The organism is Paenibacillus dendritiformis (genome assembly GCF_021654795.1).
Lineage (GTDB): Bacteria > Bacillota > Bacilli > Paenibacillales > Paenibacillaceae > Paenibacillus_B.
On sequence record NZ_AP025344.1, the window covers coordinates 6,014,823 to 6,031,745 of the forward strand.

The 16,923-nt window shown below is 48.0% G+C and carries 19 protein-coding genes; 1 reads left to right on the top strand and 18 read right to left on the bottom strand.

The features are described from left to right. Positions 1-55: 55 nt before the first annotated feature. The 7 genes from L6439_RS26705 to L6439_RS26735 all read right to left on the bottom strand — a co-directional run bounded on the left by L6439_RS26705 (position 56) and on the right by L6439_RS26735 (position 5,589). Positions 56-934, bottom strand: coding sequence for a hypothetical protein (locus L6439_RS26705; protein ID WP_213469804.1), 879 nt, complete (start codon positions 932-934; stop codon positions 56-58). A gap of 13 nt (positions 935-947) precedes the next feature. Beyond that, complete coding sequence (locus L6439_RS26710; protein ID WP_168182340.1) at positions 948-1,694, bottom strand: hypothetical protein; 747 nt, start codon at positions 1,692-1,694, stop codon at positions 948-950. An 11-nt stretch (positions 1,695-1,705) separates the two neighbouring features. Further along, complete coding sequence (locus tag L6439_RS26715) at positions 1,706-3,007, bottom strand: SPFH domain-containing protein (protein WP_168182339.1); 1,302 nt, start codon at positions 3,005-3,007, stop codon at positions 1,706-1,708. Between the two features lie 238 nt (positions 3,008-3,245). Next, positions 3,246-3,509 carry a hypothetical protein gene (locus L6439_RS26720; RefSeq protein ID WP_213469803.1) on the bottom strand — a complete coding sequence of 88 codons (264 nt, stop codon included), beginning with the start codon at positions 3,507-3,509 and terminating at the stop codon, positions 3,246-3,248. 120 nt (positions 3,510-3,629) lie between these two features. Beyond that, positions 3,630-4,427 carry a hypothetical protein gene (locus L6439_RS26725; RefSeq protein WP_213469802.1) on the bottom strand — a complete coding sequence of 266 codons (798 nt, stop codon included), beginning with the start codon at positions 4,425-4,427 and terminating at the stop codon, positions 3,630-3,632. 4 nt (positions 4,428-4,431) lie between these two features. Then, entirely contained in the window at positions 4,432-4,701 is a 270-nt protein-coding gene (locus tag L6439_RS26730; protein ID WP_213469801.1) for a hypothetical protein, read from the bottom strand. 243 nt (positions 4,702-4,944) lie between these two features. Further along, on the bottom strand, positions 4,945-5,589 hold the full coding sequence (locus tag L6439_RS26735; protein WP_213469800.1) for a recombinase family protein: 645 nt from the start codon (positions 5,587-5,589) through the stop codon (positions 4,945-4,947). Positions 5,590-5,746: 157 nt separating this feature from the next. Here L6439_RS26735 and L6439_RS26740 point away from each other — a divergent pair, with 157 nt between their 5' ends. Then, positions 5,747-5,953: a helix-turn-helix domain-containing protein gene (locus tag L6439_RS26740; protein WP_168182334.1), complete on the top strand. Its 207-nt coding sequence runs from the start codon at positions 5,747-5,749 to the stop codon at positions 5,951-5,953. On the opposite strand, the gene L6439_RS26745 is transcribed toward L6439_RS26740, so the two are convergent. From L6439_RS26745 to L6439_RS26795, 11 genes are all read right to left on the bottom strand, one after another. Further along, positions 5,916-6,773 carry a replication initiation factor family protein gene (locus L6439_RS26745; RefSeq protein ID WP_213469799.1) on the bottom strand — a complete coding sequence of 286 codons (858 nt, stop codon included), beginning with the start codon at positions 6,771-6,773 and terminating at the stop codon, positions 5,916-5,918. The genes L6439_RS26740 and L6439_RS26745 overlap by 38 nt on opposite strands. 562 nt (positions 6,774-7,335) lie before the next feature. Next, entirely contained in the window at positions 7,336-7,695 is a 360-nt protein-coding gene (locus L6439_RS26750) for a hypothetical protein (protein WP_168182331.1), read from the bottom strand. Beyond that, positions 7,692-10,391, bottom strand: a complete 2,700-nt coding sequence (locus L6439_RS26755; protein ID WP_213469798.1) for a contractile injection system protein, VgrG/Pvc8 family — start codon at positions 10,389-10,391, stop codon at positions 7,692-7,694. Before L6439_RS26755 ends, L6439_RS26750 begins: the two co-directional genes overlap by 4 nt. 57 nt (positions 10,392-10,448) lie before the next feature. After that, a complete protein-coding gene (locus L6439_RS26760; RefSeq protein WP_168181332.1) occupies positions 10,449-10,727 on the bottom strand; it encodes a DUF4176 domain-containing protein in 279 nt (92 codons plus the stop codon). A gap of 28 nt (positions 10,728-10,755) precedes the next feature. Next, the gene (locus L6439_RS26765) at positions 10,756-11,001 is read right to left on the bottom strand and encodes a hypothetical protein (RefSeq protein ID WP_168181331.1); all 246 of its coding nucleotides are present in this window, start codon (positions 10,999-11,001) and stop codon (positions 10,756-10,758) included. Positions 11,002-11,242: 241 nt separating this feature from the next. Further along, a complete protein-coding gene (locus L6439_RS29570; protein WP_213469797.1) occupies positions 11,243-12,328 on the bottom strand; it encodes a DUF4280 domain-containing protein in 1,086 nt (361 codons plus the stop codon). Positions 12,329-12,352: 24 nt separating this feature from the next. Continuing rightward, on the bottom strand, positions 12,353-12,877 hold the full coding sequence (locus L6439_RS26775) for a serine protease (protein ID WP_213469796.1): 525 nt from the start codon (positions 12,875-12,877) through the stop codon (positions 12,353-12,355). Positions 12,878-12,890: 13 nt separating this feature from the next. Further along, on the bottom strand, positions 12,891-14,024 hold the full coding sequence (locus tag L6439_RS26780) for a pentapeptide repeat-containing protein (RefSeq protein WP_213469795.1): 1,134 nt from the start codon (positions 14,022-14,024) through the stop codon (positions 12,891-12,893). Positions 14,025-14,040: 16 nt separating this feature from the next. Further along, positions 14,041-15,465 carry a contractile injection system protein, VgrG/Pvc8 family gene (locus tag L6439_RS26785; protein WP_213469794.1) on the bottom strand — a complete coding sequence of 475 codons (1,425 nt, stop codon included), beginning with the start codon at positions 15,463-15,465 and terminating at the stop codon, positions 14,041-14,043. Then, positions 15,437-16,087, bottom strand: coding sequence for a hypothetical protein (locus tag L6439_RS26790; protein WP_237096661.1), 651 nt, complete (start codon positions 16,085-16,087; stop codon positions 15,437-15,439). Before L6439_RS26790 ends, L6439_RS26785 begins: the two co-directional genes overlap by 29 nt. Positions 16,088-16,139: 52 nt before the next feature. Continuing rightward, a complete protein-coding gene (locus tag L6439_RS26795) occupies positions 16,140-16,919 on the bottom strand; it encodes a DNA and RNA helicase (protein WP_213469793.1) in 780 nt (259 codons plus the stop codon). Positions 16,920-16,923: the final 4 nt, after the last annotated feature.

Sequence of the window (16,923 nt, forward strand, 5' to 3'; positions counted from 1 at the left end):
CTGCGCCGCTCAAGCAGGCATTCTGCTTGGGCGGGCAGCCTTGTTTCCTTGATATTTACAGGTTGGTAAGGGTAGAGCCGCAGTATTCGCAAGCGACGCTTGAGTGGGCCGGGACGGTGTTCTGGGCGCCGCAGCCCGGACAGATCATCCTCCGCGGAGGCGAAGGCGGAGACTGGGCGCTTGCCGTCTCCATGGCTGCAGACGTGGTATAGCTAGAGGCCGGCCGCTTCGGGATGGGCTCCCGGCTGTACTTTTTCCATTCTTGATCGGTATTCCTGCCCGTTTGCGATGGGCTTTCCTTCCCTTTCCCGCTGAATCCGTTCGGTACCGGTTGGGCTTGATCCTCCTTGCGGTTCAGCCTCGGGCCCGCCCAGTACATAAGCGTGCCCGGCAGGCAGAACAGGAAGAAAAAGATGATCAGAATTTCCAATTCATTTTCCTGTTTTGATAAGGCAAGAACTAGCACAACCAACCCGAAAAAGATAAGGAATATCAAACCGATAACCCGCAGCACATTGCCAAAACGGAACCATCGTTTCAGGAACATCCATGGACGATGCGCCGCTGGTATGGCTTTCAGTTCTTCCCACTTCATCCGCCGAACTGGAGCCTCCTTTTCGACTGACTTGATGACTCTGTTACCGGCGCGTATCATGGACAACCCGGGCAACAAGTACAGGATACCAGCTAGGAGTATCACTTGAGAGTAGGGTGGTGGATTCGGATTCTGGAACAATTGTCCATAGACCATAAGAACAAATATGGCAATCGAAATCCCTCCCGCAATGCGTAATCCCCGACTTTTGCCCCGAATACTCTTGTCATCATATTTGCCGCGAAGGATACCCAACGCAATTCCCGTAGGAGGACAAATGAAAAACATAAAAGCAACCCCGGCTGCGCTGAGCCACAGGCTTCGTCTTTCCCTGGACATGGCGCTCCCCCTCCTACTTCATCACCGTCATGCGCTCGTTGCGGAGCCGCAGAAGCTTCGCGATATCCAGCATCAGTTGACGAAGCTCGTCAGAAGAATGCAGCGTCGGCCGTTCGCGCACGAATGATCGCACCCCGTTGTCGAGCTGCCGTACCTTCTCCATCAGTTCGGCTTCTTCCAACACCAGGGCCGGATGCGAGATCGGATCGCTATATTTCAACTGCTCCTCCAGACTGTACAGCAATTCCCGCAGCGTGTCGCGGTCCGCATGCTGGCAGCTTTCCAGCTCCATTCGCGCCCCATTTAGAAGGATATAGAGCTGCTTCATCGACTGGATGCGAATCTGCTCGTCCGCTTCCCGGCTGCGAATAAATATTTTAGCCATGCCAAGAAGCAAGCCGACGATCAGCATCGCCGCCAAGGTCAATATGTGAATGAATAAATAGACTTTGAACGGAATTTCGAAAATAAGCCAAAATAGCACGATATCCAGCAAAACGACGGCATCATAAATGGTGATGACCGCTGCCAGCCCCATATAGGCCGGGAAGGACGCCTTGAATTCGTGGCCGCTCTCGATCATGTGGAACACAAATCCGTAGCTGATGACCTCCGCCAGCACGAGGGCGCCTAACGACAGCCACCAGGAGGCATCGCGGGTGTCGGTCTCACTGAACGAGAAGAACAGCGAGAGCGTAACGATAAGGATGATAGCGAAAATCGTCGTCGTAATCCCTTTGTATGATGTAAGCTGTCTCATCCGTCATCCCCCTATGTCAGCTTATTGCCGCATTCTGCGCAAAATTTCTGTCCCGGCTGCACTTCGTGGCCGCATTGGCCGCAGGTGAGCGCGAGCTCCTGGCCGCAATGCGGGCAGAACTTGACCCCGGGCTGCACATTCTCCCCGCAGTGGCGGCAAGGAACCGGCATATCTTGCCCGCACTTCGCGCATTGGGCTTGCCCAGGCTGATTGTCTGCCCCGCAGTGAGGGCACGGATTGTACGGGTCGCCGCAATGCGGACAGAACTTGGACCGCCGGGACATCGAACGGTTGCAGGCGCTGCACCGGACTTCTTCCGGGGGAGCGGCTTCGCCGGAGGCGGCAAATGCCGTGCCGCATGCCGTGCAGAACGCGGCGTCGTCCGGATTGCGGCGATCACACTTTGGGCATGTTTTCTGCCGGGCCGGCACAGCCTGCAGGTCGTCGGCCAGCCGCGTCATCGTGCCGCCGATGGCGCCGCCGACGCCATAGCCCATGCTGAGGCCAATCCCCGCGCCCATCAGATCCGAATGGGTGCCGCCCTCGTTCTTCGCGGCTTGCTCGAGCGTATCGAAGGTGCGCTCCTGCTGATACGTGAACCCGATAATATCCATCTCCGCCCGCTTCGTGAGCGCTTCCCGCAGACGCTGCGTGGCCGGATCATCCTCCGGCGTATTGACGGAATCGACCGTGAAGTTCAACAGCCGGATGCCATATTCCTCAAAGACGGGCGCTACGCGTTCATGGATATGCTTGGAAATGTCTGATATGTATGCGTTAATTTCCAGAATGCTGATTTTCCGATGAACAAAATAAGACGAAATCAATTCATGAATATTCATCATCAGCACGCCGCGGAAATATTCGCTTAACGCGTCCTGACTGAACACAGGCATCGTGCCGACGAGCTTCCCCAGGAACTTGCGGGCGTCATCGATCTGAATGCCGAATTGGCCGTAGGAGCGCACCAGCACGAACATCTGATATTTCGGATCCTGGAGCTGGAGCGGCGCCCGTGTCCCCCATTTGATATTGAGAGAATGAAGCTTGTTGACGAACCATACCTCTGCCGCGAACGGCGACTTGCCGCCGAACGGCAAATTCACGATAGTATTGATAATCGGTATATTCGCTGTACTTAACGTATGCCGGCCGGCGGTGAACCGATCCATCGCCTGTCCGCCTTTATAGAGAATCACTTCCTGCGATTCATTGACGATAAGCTGCGTCCACGTCCCCAGCTCCTGATTCGGATGCTTCCACGCGAATACATCCGGCGGACCGTCATATTTGATCACATCAATGATTGCCATATACCTTCTCCCCCCGCTGAATCTATCTGTCCATTCTATCGGTTACATTCTATCGGTTATATGTATAGAGGCTTGCAACGAAACCTCCCAAATACAAAAAATACAGCCACATCTTTATTATAGGAAATATTAACTAGGAAATATATCATAAATATCGTGTGGGAGCGATCATTTTGTATTCTAGCCTATGAAGCCGCAGCGCAAAAAAATACCCTCATGGTATGAGGGCGGGACATTCTTATAAACGTCTTCTTCTCGGAATGCGGCGTCTTCTCTCCAGCAGCACGATGGCCAGCAAATCGAACAGGACGAGCGGCAAAATGAACGGGGCAAAGGAGGTGTGCATTTTCTTCGCATGCTTCACAGAATTCACCTTGAGGTAGACCCTTTTTTTATCCACCTTCACGATTTTCCCGACATAGACATTGCCATTCTTCGCTCTAATGCTGACCTGCTTATTCAGGCATTGAACGCATTTTCTGTACATGGATACGGCAGGCATGGTTGACCTCCCTTACGCTTTTGTCGAGGCCAGTGTATGCCGGCTGCCTGGGAAGGGTGCGGGCTGGGCGATTGCCGCGCTCCGGCTTCGAATGACTCCATCCATGAATTTTTTCAAGACCTAGAACACTTTATCCAAATCATAAACCTCATCCGGTTCGAAATAATTTCTCGCTATTTTCAGCGTAAACCAATTTTGGCGCATAATCCAGGACGGGGTAACGTAGTAATTCTTCACTCGAATCACTTCGTCGCTCATCTCTTGATTAATGCTGAGGACTGCCTCATCGGCATTGCCGAATGTGCGAAGCTTCTTGTAAATGGGGTGTCGCTCCCTGTCCATCATTCTGTACAGCGCCCTTATCATGTTGAACGCGGCAAACAGGAAAACAGGAATCACGGTATAGAAAATCTGCTTCGCCCTTTCCTGCAATGCGCCTGTCATATCCAGCATAAAGGGCAGTACCTGCCGCTCTCCGCCTACCAACTCATTGGCGATTCCATAGACACCTGCCGGGACGCGGAATAACGCTCCCTCCAGCATGCCATCGATTCGCTCATCAACATGGTGTCTGATTATGACAAAACGATTTTTCAACTGACCCAAAGAATACTCGTATACTGCCTTCTCATCGCTTCGCACCATCCCCTGAAAAGCGGTCATCCATTCCACTTGCTCCGCAATCGGCTCAACTATCGTGTCGGCCTGGAAACGAACATGGAATTGATATATTTCCTCGGGATCAACGATGGACAGCAGTTGTTCTCCTTCCACCTCGAACGGCCCGTTCATGTAATTATGGATGGTTCGAAAAGAGCCGCTGCACACGAGGATAACGACAACCATCAGGATTAGATTGCTTACTAGAAAATTTCGATTGCACCGTTTTATCTGATATTGTAGAAAAGTATCGGCCATGTTATCATCCCCTATTCGTATCGGTCTTTCCTTTTTCACTGAGATCAGTCAAGGAGTAAGTTTCATTGCACGTGCTGCATCTGTAATAGATGCCAAGCTTGTTGGCTGACCCGACATACCCCTTGCCAAGCTCTGCACGCTGCAGCAATTCTTCACAGCTCGGACATCTTTTTTCCCTGAAAAGAAAGTAAGACAGCTCTTTAGCCGAAAATTCTATCTCATAGGAAGTCATCGTTGCGTTCTCCTTTAATTTTGGATGCACCCGTTTTTTCATATATCGGCATATCCCCTGCATCATTTCATAAAATAAGGAAAAATATTAATTTCTACGTGAGAAAGGAAGTCCCTTACTTCCGTTATGCTGCTCGAGCCTAGGCAATAGACCTCACTTGTTTTCTGCTTCCTGTGCTAGTTGCTATATTTCCAACTCTTCTGCCACTACCTGTTCACGTTTTGCCATTCGTTTCGTCCTCCTTTGATTTTGAACATGCAAAAAAAGCCCATTCCTACTCATAGTTCAAGTTGGAAAGAGCTTTTGAAAGTTTATCAAGTGTTTGAATTGTTTAGTGGATGGTCTGTTGGTTGTATTGTACGACCTACTCTCTACTGATGAAAAAGGTCTACTTATGCACTTCTGACCTTTCTTTGCCTTATAGCCGAATGTGGCTCTACCACCTGCATAACCGCCCTGTTGGGCTTTCTTGCTCCGCCCCCGACCTAACTTGAGGGCGATTTCGAGACGTTGGTACTGGTCTAGCAGTTCCATCAGTCCGTTGATTAGGAAATCGTTCGGGTCTTTCTTATGAATGCTGTAGGTTGGTTGTTCGATGCTCCGAACATCGACTCCATGCTTCTTAAATTCTCGATGTACCAACACTTTCACGATGTCAGACCGCCATAAACGGCTTGTATTGAGGACAACAACAGCATCAATGGATTGTGTAGACAGGGCGGCTAACATGCTCTGAAAGCCGATTCTGTCCACCTCAAGGTCTTCCTCATTTACCTTAGCCCCACTGATTCCTTCATCGCTGTATATGTTCATTAGATTCCATCCTTGCTCCTGACAATAGGAGCGGATTTCATCTTGTTGGTACGCTAGACTATAACCATCCTTGGCTTGCCCACTCGTTGATACTCGGACGTAACCGATGACATTCATGCTGATTCCCCCCACCGTTACAGAAATCTGAATTATTGTAACGCTTAGTAGATACAATGTAATTATATACCGACTAAGCGATACAATCATCATTTCCATAAGGTTCAGGAAAGCGTATAATTAGAGTAGTAAACTCTGCTCGGAAGTTGGTGTCATTTTGCCAGTAGTCGTAAAACTCAAAGAGATTCTAGCTGAACGTAATATGTCTCAGCGTGAATTGGCAAGGTTAACAGGACTAAGACCGAATACCATTAGCCATCTATGTTCCAATGAAGTTGACAGGGTACATTTGAGTACCTTCGATGTTATCTGTAAGACCTTAAACATCAACCTGAACGAACTTCTCGTACTGGAAGATGACTAATCTTGCCACAAACCAAAGCACAGGTCACGGTCATTAAATCGACCCAATGTTGAGCGGCGAGTGCATCGAAATCAACTGCTTGCTGTGAAGACATTATCTCTTTTATCGATGCTCGATGATGCTTGGTCAGTTCATCGGGAGTCATTAAGCCATGCTGTAAAGCCAGTATCATCGCTCTTTTCTCTGCCCGAACAGTTTGCAAGTCAGCAATAATGCTACACGTATAGTAGTCATTGAACTTGGGCGGATACTGGATGATGCTCTCAATCGGTATTTTTTCGTCGGGCTTGTACACCAGTTCCACTCTCGTTCGCTCCCCCACTTCTTCCACTCCCTTACTTAGCCGTTCGGCTTTTTTATCATAATTTCGACAGAAGGCATGACCTTTGCTTTCTTCTTTCCTGCCGAAATAGCGAGTTCCTTCATAAACATTCATGTTCCGCCCCGTGTTGGAAGCAAGAAACACATTGTTCATCGAGTACGGAAAATCATATGCCAACTCGCAACGGTTGAAGTAAACTTCTTGAGAATGCCCGTATAGTGCATCAAGCAACGTCCGAAACTTCACCAAATAATTAGGGTGAGTTTCAATTTGAAGCGTGTACTTCCTTGATTTCTTCTGCCACCACGGTTGATACCGCAAGTACAGGTAAGCCTCATCCATTCCCAAATTCCAATGGTAAACATACCCTCTATGACGGATGACGGGCTTTATATCAAACCAATCCCGAAATGATAGTGCGAGTTGATTGTAGAAGTTCACTGTCACTCCATGATATTCAATAGCAACTTTGTCTATTGAAAGCCGTACATTATTCATGCGTTCCCCCACGGGCAAAACTTTTGACTGATTTGCCGCTTGTATTATAGAAAGGTGGGAGTGGGTGGCTAGCCTTACCACATGACCTACTCTTTATGTAAACTGGTCGTCACCAGATTTCCTTCTTCGGAGTAACAATCGCTATAATGTACCGTTCTGTTGCGGACAAAATCAAATTAATTGATTTAGCCGCCCCTACCATTAATGGTCGTGCTATCCAACTTAAAAGATGCATTACCTTTTCATCCTCCCTATCGGGGCGGAGTATTCTACAGTTGCGATAAATTTTGAAAAAAACGCAAGAAAGCGAAGATAACAAAAAACAGGTCAATCATGGTGGTATCTAACCATAATCGACCTGTTCAATGTAACGGAATAGCGTTATTTGGGTTACACTTCTTAAGCATCTGATGTGCGTACAAATAAAGTGGTGAAATCTTCATACGGGTATTACATAGGTTATATTTGTTATTGGTTGGATGATGGATTCATTCGTCACCCACCTCCTCCAAAAAAAGAAACCTTGAAAGGCATGAAGCCAATCAAGGTTTTTATACAGTATTTAACCCTTTTGATGTTCCGTTTTCGCTAAATCAATCGCCACGGCTAATTTAATTTGGAATATTTTACTCAAACGTCTTTGGAAATCCTTCAGATTATAAGTTTCAATTAAAGGAACTTCCGCATGATTGACTCTGCTAATTTCAACTTTAGCAATTTTATCAAGGTCAACTAAAATAGTGAATATATCCTCGCCTTGTTCAGGTGTCCAATTCAAAATATATGCACTTTTTACTTCTCCAAAAGTAGTTCTTAACACATTCAATATTGCTTCTGCTTTAGCGTCCTGAGCCGAAACTATATTTGAACCTTCTAACTCCTTTCTGAAATCCTGTTCCTGTTTGCTTCCGATCAGTTTCATTTTATCACCCCTGGTGTAGCAGTAACTAGATTCCCATACTTATCGGTTAATACCGTCATAATATTTGTAGGAGAACCACTAAACTTGTCAATGCCTATGTTTGAGTCTAATGTAACTTCCCTCACATATCTAGCCTGTTTTTCAATTGTCCCATCTGCTAACTTTATGTCTGAGTATAAAACTCTTGAAACTGGAGTGCTTACAACTTCTTTACTTTGAAGAACGCCCTTTAGTTCGTCAGGTGTAATTGAGAATTGGGAAGCATTCTTTGAAGGGTTAAAATGCCTATCTAGTACATGATTAAACCCTGCCCCTTCCTCGGCAGTTCCATTTCTTAAGTTTATTCTCGATTGAACAATAGGGGGCATTCCTTCAATCTTACCCGCCCCCTTAGTACGCTCCCCCTTACTATCTGCATACTTCCCTTCTTTAAAAGAACTACTCTTTCCGTTCTTAACGTTGAGTCCTTTACTAAAGCCCTTACTTAGGATACTTGAGGCAACTTCATTTCCCACTATACTCGCTAATTCTTTTGTGTTCCCATCTTTGTAAAGTTGGCTTATATGGGTTGCAGTGGACTTGATATTCGATGCTACAGCTAACACTGACTCAACCGGATTATTGGCAAATTTCAATATTCCTGTGACTTTGTCGTTTATCATTTGAGAAGTAACCCCAATAGGATCACTCCCCATTTCTACCAACAAGTTCTGGAAAGATGAAATAGCTTGATCTCCCCCGATGGTTAATCCATCGCCAATATCCAAGATCTTATCCATCGTAGTTGGTTTTGCATCAGCTCTTGAACGTACATAAATAGGGATACCTGCAAAGTCATGCCGAACTATCTTATGCTGCATTTGTTTCTTCAACCGCTCAATAACTTCTTCTCTTGAATGATTGCTTTGCAGCTTACGTGCAGATGTATTTACTTTTCCTAAAATAAAGCTAGAGTTTTGCCCTAGGCTCCCTTCGGTATTACCAGTAGCACCCTTAGCTGCCTGAAGCACCGTTTGGGCTGCCTTTACGCCTACACCCGTCCACCCAGCAAATGGAACACTTCCAGCCACGGAAAGTGCCGCCGATTCATATTTTCCAGCGGTTTTCTCGCTTCCTTTAGTCACCGTAGTAACAACTGGACCGACAACGGGTACCATACCAGCCATATTGAGAGCAAGTTGAGCAACATCCAGCTTCTGACCTGATAAATTATTTGACGTTGATCCTTTCAAAGCCCGGTCAGCAGACTGGGAGTCGCTTCGCACAGGTTCCGTATTAACTTGGACAGGTGCTTTCGTTAGCCCTTCTATTCGAAGCCTCGCTCCCTTTATATCTGTATCCCCATCCAACACAATACTGCTCGATCCGCTCAAGAGATAGACTGCCTCTTTGCCCCGTATATCTAACCTACCGGCCTCTAGCGCTATTTCTCTGTCCGCGTGGAGAACGATAGCGTCCTTGCTATGAAGCTCAATGCCTTCGTTGTCATGCAGCTTCACAAAAACATGGTTCTCCTGAGCCGTCATCCTTAGCTCATTGCCGCTGAACTTAATTTCCTTCCCGAGGGGATTGCCCCAATATTTCACACCAGGGTTGCCCAGCTTCGGAGAATTCCCCCCTTCACGAAGAGAGGAGCGGACAAAGGCTTCTTCCTCCCGAGGGTTCGGGATATACAGCTGGACAGAGTCGCCAATCTGCGGCATACAATATAGGCCTGTCTTTCCTTCTGCCATATAGGGAGAAGAATAAGAAAACCAGCATGCATCCTCTTTTCTCTGCACATCGTCTATATTCAAATGGAGCTTGACTTTATCTTTCGCGGCGTCTATTACTTTTCCTGCAAGGGATGCGCCTTGAATAGACTCGTTCCATATCGGTCGCCAACGGCTATCTGCTTCGGCTTGTAAAATGTATTCATGGGTGAGCATACCTTCATGTAACAGAGATGTAGAACCGATAACAATCAGTGGTTTGTTCTTGAATAGAATTCGATCTCCAAGATTGTAATAACGTTTCGTTACAATCAAGTAACTAGTGACGCCTTCTTCTTTCTGCCCAAAATTATTATGCGATCGAAGCACCTGATAGTTCGTATTGCGGAGAGAATCGGGTTTGCCCTCAGGCAAACCGACCCAGAGCTTCGGGGAATCGGCTGCCGCCTCCGGAATAAGAGCCGTCCCGAATCGGGAAACCATCCGTTTGAGGAATTGCCAGTCGGTTTCCTCATACTGAACCGTAAATTGATCCAGCGGCGCATTGTCGAATGTCAAATCAATAAAGTCGGAGCCAGGGTAATCGGACAGAATATGTTGAACCAATTCCTCGTACCGCATTTTATGATTCTGAAAGGAGCGCGTTTTCGGCTTTAGATCAAGACGATACGAATGGGAGACCGCCTCCATCTCCAAATGATAGACGCCCCTAACAACCTTAACCGCTATATCGGAGAGTACCCCATGGAACAAGGTTCGAATAACGTCTCCCTCATCAGATAACTCACGAATCTCAATCGTGTCCGTATCGTTAGCCATATCTACGCAACTATCTTTCTTCTCTTCGGGAATAATCGCTGTAAGCCACATCCGAGCATGCTCGTTCACTTTCTTTTCAACCCGAAGAGTACTAAGGCAATGTATCTCGTATGGCGACACAATCTGAATATTTCCGTACCCTGCCAGCTTGGTTGATGTACTCACATAATCCCCCCCTTTAGGTGGGTGATTTCATTTTCCAAAAAATGGAGTTTAAAAAATCTAATTCGAGTCATCTACTCTTTCTCGATAATCCTGTAGCATCTGATTATAGGATAATTCCTCTATATCCTGAAAACCCCTAAAATAAATTTCTTCTATTAAATCATGGTCAAATAAAAATGCTTGGTTGGGATTCATATTACCTTCCGGATATAAACATGCAATATAATCAAATACTAGTTCGCTATTTACTTTCTTTTGGTATCTCCCGTATATCATTATCCTCTTTTCACCGTTTCTTAACCGAACCACAGAACCTATCGGTAGCAACTTTTCCAATAAAAAGTCACCTCCTTTGTTTGTAACGTCACTTACTATTACTAAGATCAGTCAAAGTAAACAGTTTGTTGCATTTTTCGCACGAGTAATATATTTCAACCTTATTAGAAGGTCCAACATATTTTTTCCCAAGCTCTAAACTACTTACTTCGTTTTCTCCTGGAGTTGTTTTTTTTGTACGCTCTAGTTTTTGTTTACAAATAGGGCATTTCTTCCTCCTGAATAGAAAATAGACCAACTCTTTTGCAGAAAACTCGATCTCGTATGAGGCCATGTTATTTCTCCTTAAACTTTCTGAGGTAAAATTTATATATTAATATCCAGCTTGTACTATAAGCAATTGTAAACGTAAAAAACAGCCAAAACCCATTGTTATCTTCCGATGCAAAATAAATGGCTATTGTAATAAAACAAAAAAATATGCATAGTGAGTTAAATAAAATCGTAATAAATTTTATTAAACCTTTCTTGCCCTTATCTGGAGTAACTATCACAGACGCATGCCCCTCCTAACACTAATCAGCCTCTCCAATTGATATTGAAATACCTGCTCCAAGACCTGCAGCAACCTTCGCTCTAGTTTTAAATCTCCCTTCTTCTACAATCATGTCAGCCTTGGCTCCTACAGAAAGAAGTGAGCCTTCCACTCCAATCTGAACGCTATACCCGAAAACTTTAAACTCCAAAGCTGCTTCCCCAGAAACTACTGCAGCTTCTGCGCCTGCACGAAATCCAACTGTACGTTGTTCTGGTCTTACAACAAAGGCACCATAAGCACTGCCCGTTAGTAGATCACCTTGACCTTGAGCTGCAACTCCCAAGTTTTTGTCGCCTAACTCTCCACTTCCAACAGCATTAAAAGCGGAGGCCTTTGCCCCTCCACGAATATCCATCCCTGGTACTTGCGCGATATGCCCTCCTTTGATTTTCGTTCCGTTTGGGTGATTCTCAGTACCAAAGACTGCCGATCCGGAAGCACTTGCCATTCCACCGTACACCTTTCCTTCACCCTTAAACGGACCATATACAATTGACCCTTTTTCCATTACACCATATAAGGTTCCATCATCGATACCACCAATTCCTTCATTACCAAGGCCTTGTTTATCTGCGCTGCATACCTGCCAAGGTTCGTCCGAATTCCTGATCACCTGCACATAGTCCAAATTCTGCCCGTCATCCTCAACCTTTATCTGCCCGCAGAACATGCACATGTTCGTTGAATCATTCAATAAAGAAGGATTGTTGTCAACCAGTTTATCCGTTTTGCCGCCGAGCCAGGGCATCATCACCATCGGCGTACACGGCACCCGTTGCGGGAGGCCGCCCTTGGCCGCCGTAGCCGCGGCGACGGCAGGATTCTGCATGCTCCCGCATGTTCCAAAGGGCATGATGTTCACATTAGGGATATGATCCATGACATTCATGATCGGCTTCCCTTTGACATATACGCCGTGGCTCATTTGCATCCCCATACGGCTTGGCTGTGAACCGTAGCTGCAGCTTAATATGGCGCCCGCGACGACATAACTTTTCTTATCACCGCTGCTGGCTTGAGGAGTCATTTCCTTCTTGTCTTTCCCCGACTTCCCCGAACTCATCTCCATCACCTCCCGCTCCAGTCGCTACACTTCTTCTATCTTGGTCAGCCTTAGTCCATGGAAGTCTCGCCTCAACATGCTTTCTGCCAAAAATAAGTTCACAACAACAATCGTTTCATAGATGCTACCGATTTGGAAAAATGGGGCACTCCCGGCCATGTCCCCTCTAATAACAGGCCGCTTGAGCGTGCCATTGGGATGATACTCGCTCTGATCGGACAGACAATCCATGCGCTGCGGCAGTGTAATCCAATACACTTCCTGCCTCATCCGGGTGAAGTCGACCAGTCCTACGGGGTGATAGAACTGCCGCGGCAGGAACTTCTCAATCAACTGCTTCAGCTTATCGGACAAGAGAGGGATCGGCCTTTCAATAAAATCGACATATTCGATTTGTTCACGGTCAGAGACGGGGAACTGCAAACTCATTTCTTTCAGTTCCCCAATGCGCGCTTCATCGAGAATGTCCTTGGGTATGGTCTTTCTTATGCCAACAGGTTCAATGGCATCGGGGATGCGATCATCCTGTGATAGAATAAAGTAACTCATATCCCGTGTCTCCTTACGTTTTCCATAGAGTCTGTTCCCATTGCTGCGGATCCAGCCTGAGCGCCTCCCGCTGGCGTTGAGAGAATACGGCGTTCGTCAAATCCGCCCCCTCAAATACGGCATCCACCACATTTGCTTCGGAAAAATCAACTCCATATAAAGAGGCCCCCGTAAAATCAGCCCCTTCCAGATTAGAGCCGGCAAAACGAAGCGCGGATAGGCCGGGATAACGAAGAAATAGAGCGTCCTTCCAACCGTTGGCCCCTTCCACTCCCCGAAAGACCGCTCCCCGAAGATCACAGTCACGGAATTCAACCCCGTGAACCTGACTCCGGGAGAAATCGGTCCCTACGAGAGCCGTATCATGCCATCTCGATCCGATTAGTATGCTATCCTGCATGCTGGAGTGAGACAGATCACATTGATTGAATTCAGAGAATTGGAAGTCAATGCCTCCGTAGTCTCCGTTTTGCAAATCCATATTTCGATAGGATTCGTAAGCATACGCCGCCTCTTCCCTGTCCTCCAGCCATGCACGAACGGACGCTGAATCCCGCTCACATTCATATTGCTTGAACACCGCTTCGCTCAGGTCCATATATTCCCCGACCCGAATCTCAAATTCAGGCTCTTTTGCAATGTCCCGGTATTCTTCCAGTTCGACTGCTTCGGGCAGCGCATATCTTGCTAGAGCAATGACATATTGATGAACGGCGATTGCTTCCGTGAGCAGCATCCGTTCAATGACCGGAACCGTTACTCTGCCTCCATACATACGGCTGGCTGCCATCATCCTGCTCCGCAGCGTGTCGAGATACTGAAATGCCCATCCGGCATCATACTCCAGCACATAGGGATGGCGGTCAAATACCCATCCGCTATCTAATGCCTCTACTCGATAGATATATCTGCCTTCCAACAGCTCGGTCCGGAGCATAGAGTACGCGATGTATCCGATAGCCCCTTTCTCCTCCCGTGCCTGTGCGTCTCTAATCTGTCGGCATATTTGTTGGAAGGAGGTCACAAAGTTAGCGGCAAGCCGTTCTTTATGCAATTGATAATCTCGCTCCAGCACGAGCTGCATATTTGCCCGTTCCTGCCACAATACATGTTCTTGGAAATGAGCAATCGAGTCCGCTTTGTCCACGTTATATCCCCTTAACTCAGTTCGTTTTCAATTCCCTGCCGACAATAGTGGCATTGCCATCAAGCTTGATACTGCTCTCTTTGCAAGACATGCTGATTTCATTTTTGGCCGATACGATGACCTTTTTGCCCGAATCCATCAGGATACTGTCCTGGGATATCAGCTTTATGCCCTTCCTGCTGAAAATCTCAATGCCATCCTTCTCATTTAATCTGATGAAAACTTCGCCGTCTTTTGCCGTGATGACAATTTCTTCAGGGCTCAGCAGCACTTCCTTGCCCGCGGCTGTGCGGAAATATTTAACGTCAGGGTTGCCAAGCTTGTTCGTCCCGCCAACCGACGAATTCTCGCGGGCGGCTCCGGTTGCGACTCCCTCTTCCTCCCGGTCGCTCGGAAAATAGATTTGAACCGGATCGCCAATCTCCGGCATAACGTACCAGCCCGTATGTCCTTCTGCGGTATACATCGACGTGTAGGGAAAGCGATGCGCTTCCTCTTCGCTTTGCTTCTTGTCGATGTTCAAGTGCACCTTCACCGTGTCGCGAACGACATCAATGACTTTTCCTTGAATGGATACGCCTGCGATTCGTGAGTTGGGAATCAGTTTTTGCCTCAGTCCCCGATGCGAACAGAGGACATAATGATGCTTCAATAACCCGTTTTTCGCTTCGGTTCTTGCTTCGCAGACGTACAAGCTTTTGCCTTTGAATCCAATCCAGTTGCCAAGCTCCAGCACACGGTTTGTCTCTATCTCGTAGAAAATAAAATCGTTTTCCGTAACCTGCTGAGTATCGTTTTCGGCAAAATGGCGATACGATGTCATGCGCTTGCGGACGGTATAATGATAGTCGTCAAGACGGGTCTGGGAACTGCTCTGGAAGATGCCGAAGTAGAATTTCGGTTTGTCAAACACGGCCGCCGGCATGAGACTCGTGCGATAGCGTGACGCGATTCGCTTGAGGAACTGCCAGTCCGTCTCCTCATACTGCACCGTAAGCCGACCCAAGCGTGCATGATTGGTCGCCTCGTCGACGACATCCAGACCCGGATAATCCGTAGCAATGACATCCAATAGCATGGGAATCGTCATCGCTTTGTTCTGGAATGATCGGCTCTTCTTCTTCACATCCAGCTTATAGGTATGAGAGACAGCTTCCACCTCAAGATAGTAAATGTCGCGGACAACCTTGATGCCGATATGTAGCACAATACCGCTGAACAGCGGCTTGCTCGCTCCTTCTTCATCGATTTGAGAGATTTCAACGGTCGTATCCGCATCAGTCATCTCCACATAACTGTCCTTCAATTCCTCCGGCACAATTGCGGTAAAAGAAAGTCTCGTATGCTCATTAATCTTTTTGGTCATTGTCAATTCTTGCAGGCTTAACAGCTCGTAAGGAGATATTTGCAGATTATGATAAGCGAGCGCCGACTGGGTCATCGTTACGTCCCTCCTTCCCAAAATCCAACGAGTCCATCATCCCCCAGGCTATCGGCTTCCAATGCTTGATTTCTTCCTCGGTACAGTTAAAAGTGCATAAAAGAGCCCTGTCATCCAACTCGGCAAAAAACATCAATTGATATATGTTCGCACTCAAGGAAGGAATCTGAAATTCACAGTATCCAATAGGTTTTTCCCGGATATAGCGAACTCCGTCTTCGTACCATTGCAATATCGGCTGCGTTCGACGAAGAATCTGCACCATAGCAGCGGTGAATTCCTCTACCTCGTTGGCCGAAAGGGATTGTTCCGTATGGTTGAACGCAATATTAATCGAAGCACTATCATTCGAATAAATAACATCCGGCCGTTGCTCTGACGGATATTTCAACGCCGCGGTTTCAGGAGACATCACATGAAATGTTTTAGGCAGCGGAACCCGAAGCTTCCCGTCCAGAAGCTGCTCCTCCGTGAAGGGAACGGTCTCCCCGTTAATCTTCAATATGGTTTGCGGTGAGGCGAACTGCGGCGGTGTCATTTTATTCTCCTGCTTCCCACGTGCCTCTTGTGCTTCCGACTCTCCATACAACAGCGAAATGATCTGCTCATCTACATGCTCCACGTCGCTTCTCCCTCCTTCAACTACTGTTCGTTGGGTTCCCGGAACCGCCGCATCAATCCACAATCACCCGCTGCCGCCCGCCGGAACGCATGTCCGGCGCCATCGCCCGGCCGCTGCCGGCTTCGCTCAGCACCCGGCGCAGGCCGGCGTAGAGCCGCTCGTTGGTCAGCTCGCGGTAGCCGGTGCCGAGCCGTTGGCCGAGGTAATGCTGGATAACATCCCGCTCCACCGCGCCGCCGTTCAGGCACAGCATGGCGAAGGCCGCATCCTGTGCATGCTCAATGCGGGTCTTCAGCAGTTCCTGTGCGAAGTACCGCAGGATGAAGGGCGACAAGGTGCTCTGCCCGATCCCCGCATGCGGCACGTGAATGACATTCAGCGTGTTGAATTCGGTAGACAAGTCGGCGAAGCTCTGGTAATCGTCCCGCAGCCGCGCGCCTTCCTTCAGCTTGAAGCGGCCGAGCTCCATCTCGTTCGCCTTTACCTCGGCCGTGTCTTCGTCCAGCACGATCTCCCCCGGGAGCGTCGTGAAGTCGCTCGACGGCTGCTCCGCGTGGAACCGGATTTTGAGCACAGTCTCCCTCCCGGTCGAGCGGTAGGGGAGCTCATGCTCCTGCTCCAGCATATAGATGAGGCCCCCATGCTTGACGATGCCTTTGCCGACCGTCAGGCTGCGGGGGCCGACCCGAACCTCGGTCCCGGCCAGCACCCCGCTCGAATAGGACTGGTAGGCGATGTCGACGAATTGCCGCGGGAAGTCCCGCAGATTCTCCAGCATGTCCGTCTTCAGAATCCGGCCCCGATGGAAATGCGGCACCTGATGTTTGAACAAAGCG

What these genes read in the sequence shown, in the direction of transcription:
- L6439_RS26705 (WP_213469804.1), bottom strand. Translation starts at nt 934, where the DNA reads ATGTCCAGGGAAAGACGAAGCCTGTGGCTCAGCGCAGCCGGGGTTGCT.
- L6439_RS26710 (WP_168182340.1), bottom strand. Translation starts at nt 1,694, where the DNA reads ATGAGACAGCTTACATCATACAAAGGGATTACGACGACGATTTTCGCT.
- L6439_RS26715 (WP_168182339.1), bottom strand. Translation starts at nt 3,007, where the DNA reads ATGGCAATCATTGATGTGATCAAATATGACGGTCCGCCGGATGTATTC.
- L6439_RS26720 (WP_213469803.1), bottom strand. Translation starts at nt 3,509, where the DNA reads ATGCCTGCCGTATCCATGTACAGAAAATGCGTTCAATGCCTGAATAAG.
- L6439_RS26725 (WP_213469802.1), bottom strand. Translation starts at nt 4,427, where the DNA reads ATGGCCGATACTTTTCTACAATATCAGATAAAACGGTGCAATCGAAAT.
- L6439_RS26730 (WP_213469801.1), bottom strand. Translation starts at nt 4,701, where the DNA reads ATGAAAAAACGGGTGCATCCAAAATTAAAGGAGAACGCAACGATGACT.
- L6439_RS26735 (WP_213469800.1), bottom strand. Translation starts at nt 5,589, where the DNA reads ATGAATGTCATCGGTTACGTCCGAGTATCAACGAGTGGGCAAGCCAAG.
- L6439_RS26745 (WP_213469799.1), bottom strand. Translation starts at nt 6,773, where the DNA reads ATGAATAATGTACGGCTTTCAATAGACAAAGTTGCTATTGAATATCAT.
- L6439_RS26750 (WP_168182331.1), bottom strand. Translation starts at nt 7,695, where the DNA reads ATGAAACTGATCGGAAGCAAACAGGAACAGGATTTCAGAAAGGAGTTA.
- L6439_RS26765 (WP_168181331.1), bottom strand. Translation starts at nt 11,001, where the DNA reads ATGGCCTCATACGAGATCGAGTTTTCTGCAAAAGAGTTGGTCTATTTT.
- L6439_RS29570 (WP_213469797.1), bottom strand. Translation starts at nt 12,328, where the DNA reads ATGAGTTCGGGGAAGTCGGGGAAAGACAAGAAGGAAATGACTCCTCAA.
- L6439_RS26775 (WP_213469796.1), bottom strand. Translation starts at nt 12,877, where the DNA reads ATGAGTTACTTTATTCTATCACAGGATGATCGCATCCCCGATGCCATT.
- L6439_RS26785 (WP_213469794.1), bottom strand. Translation starts at nt 15,465, where the DNA reads ATGACCCAGTCGGCGCTCGCTTATCATAATCTGCAAATATCTCCTTAC.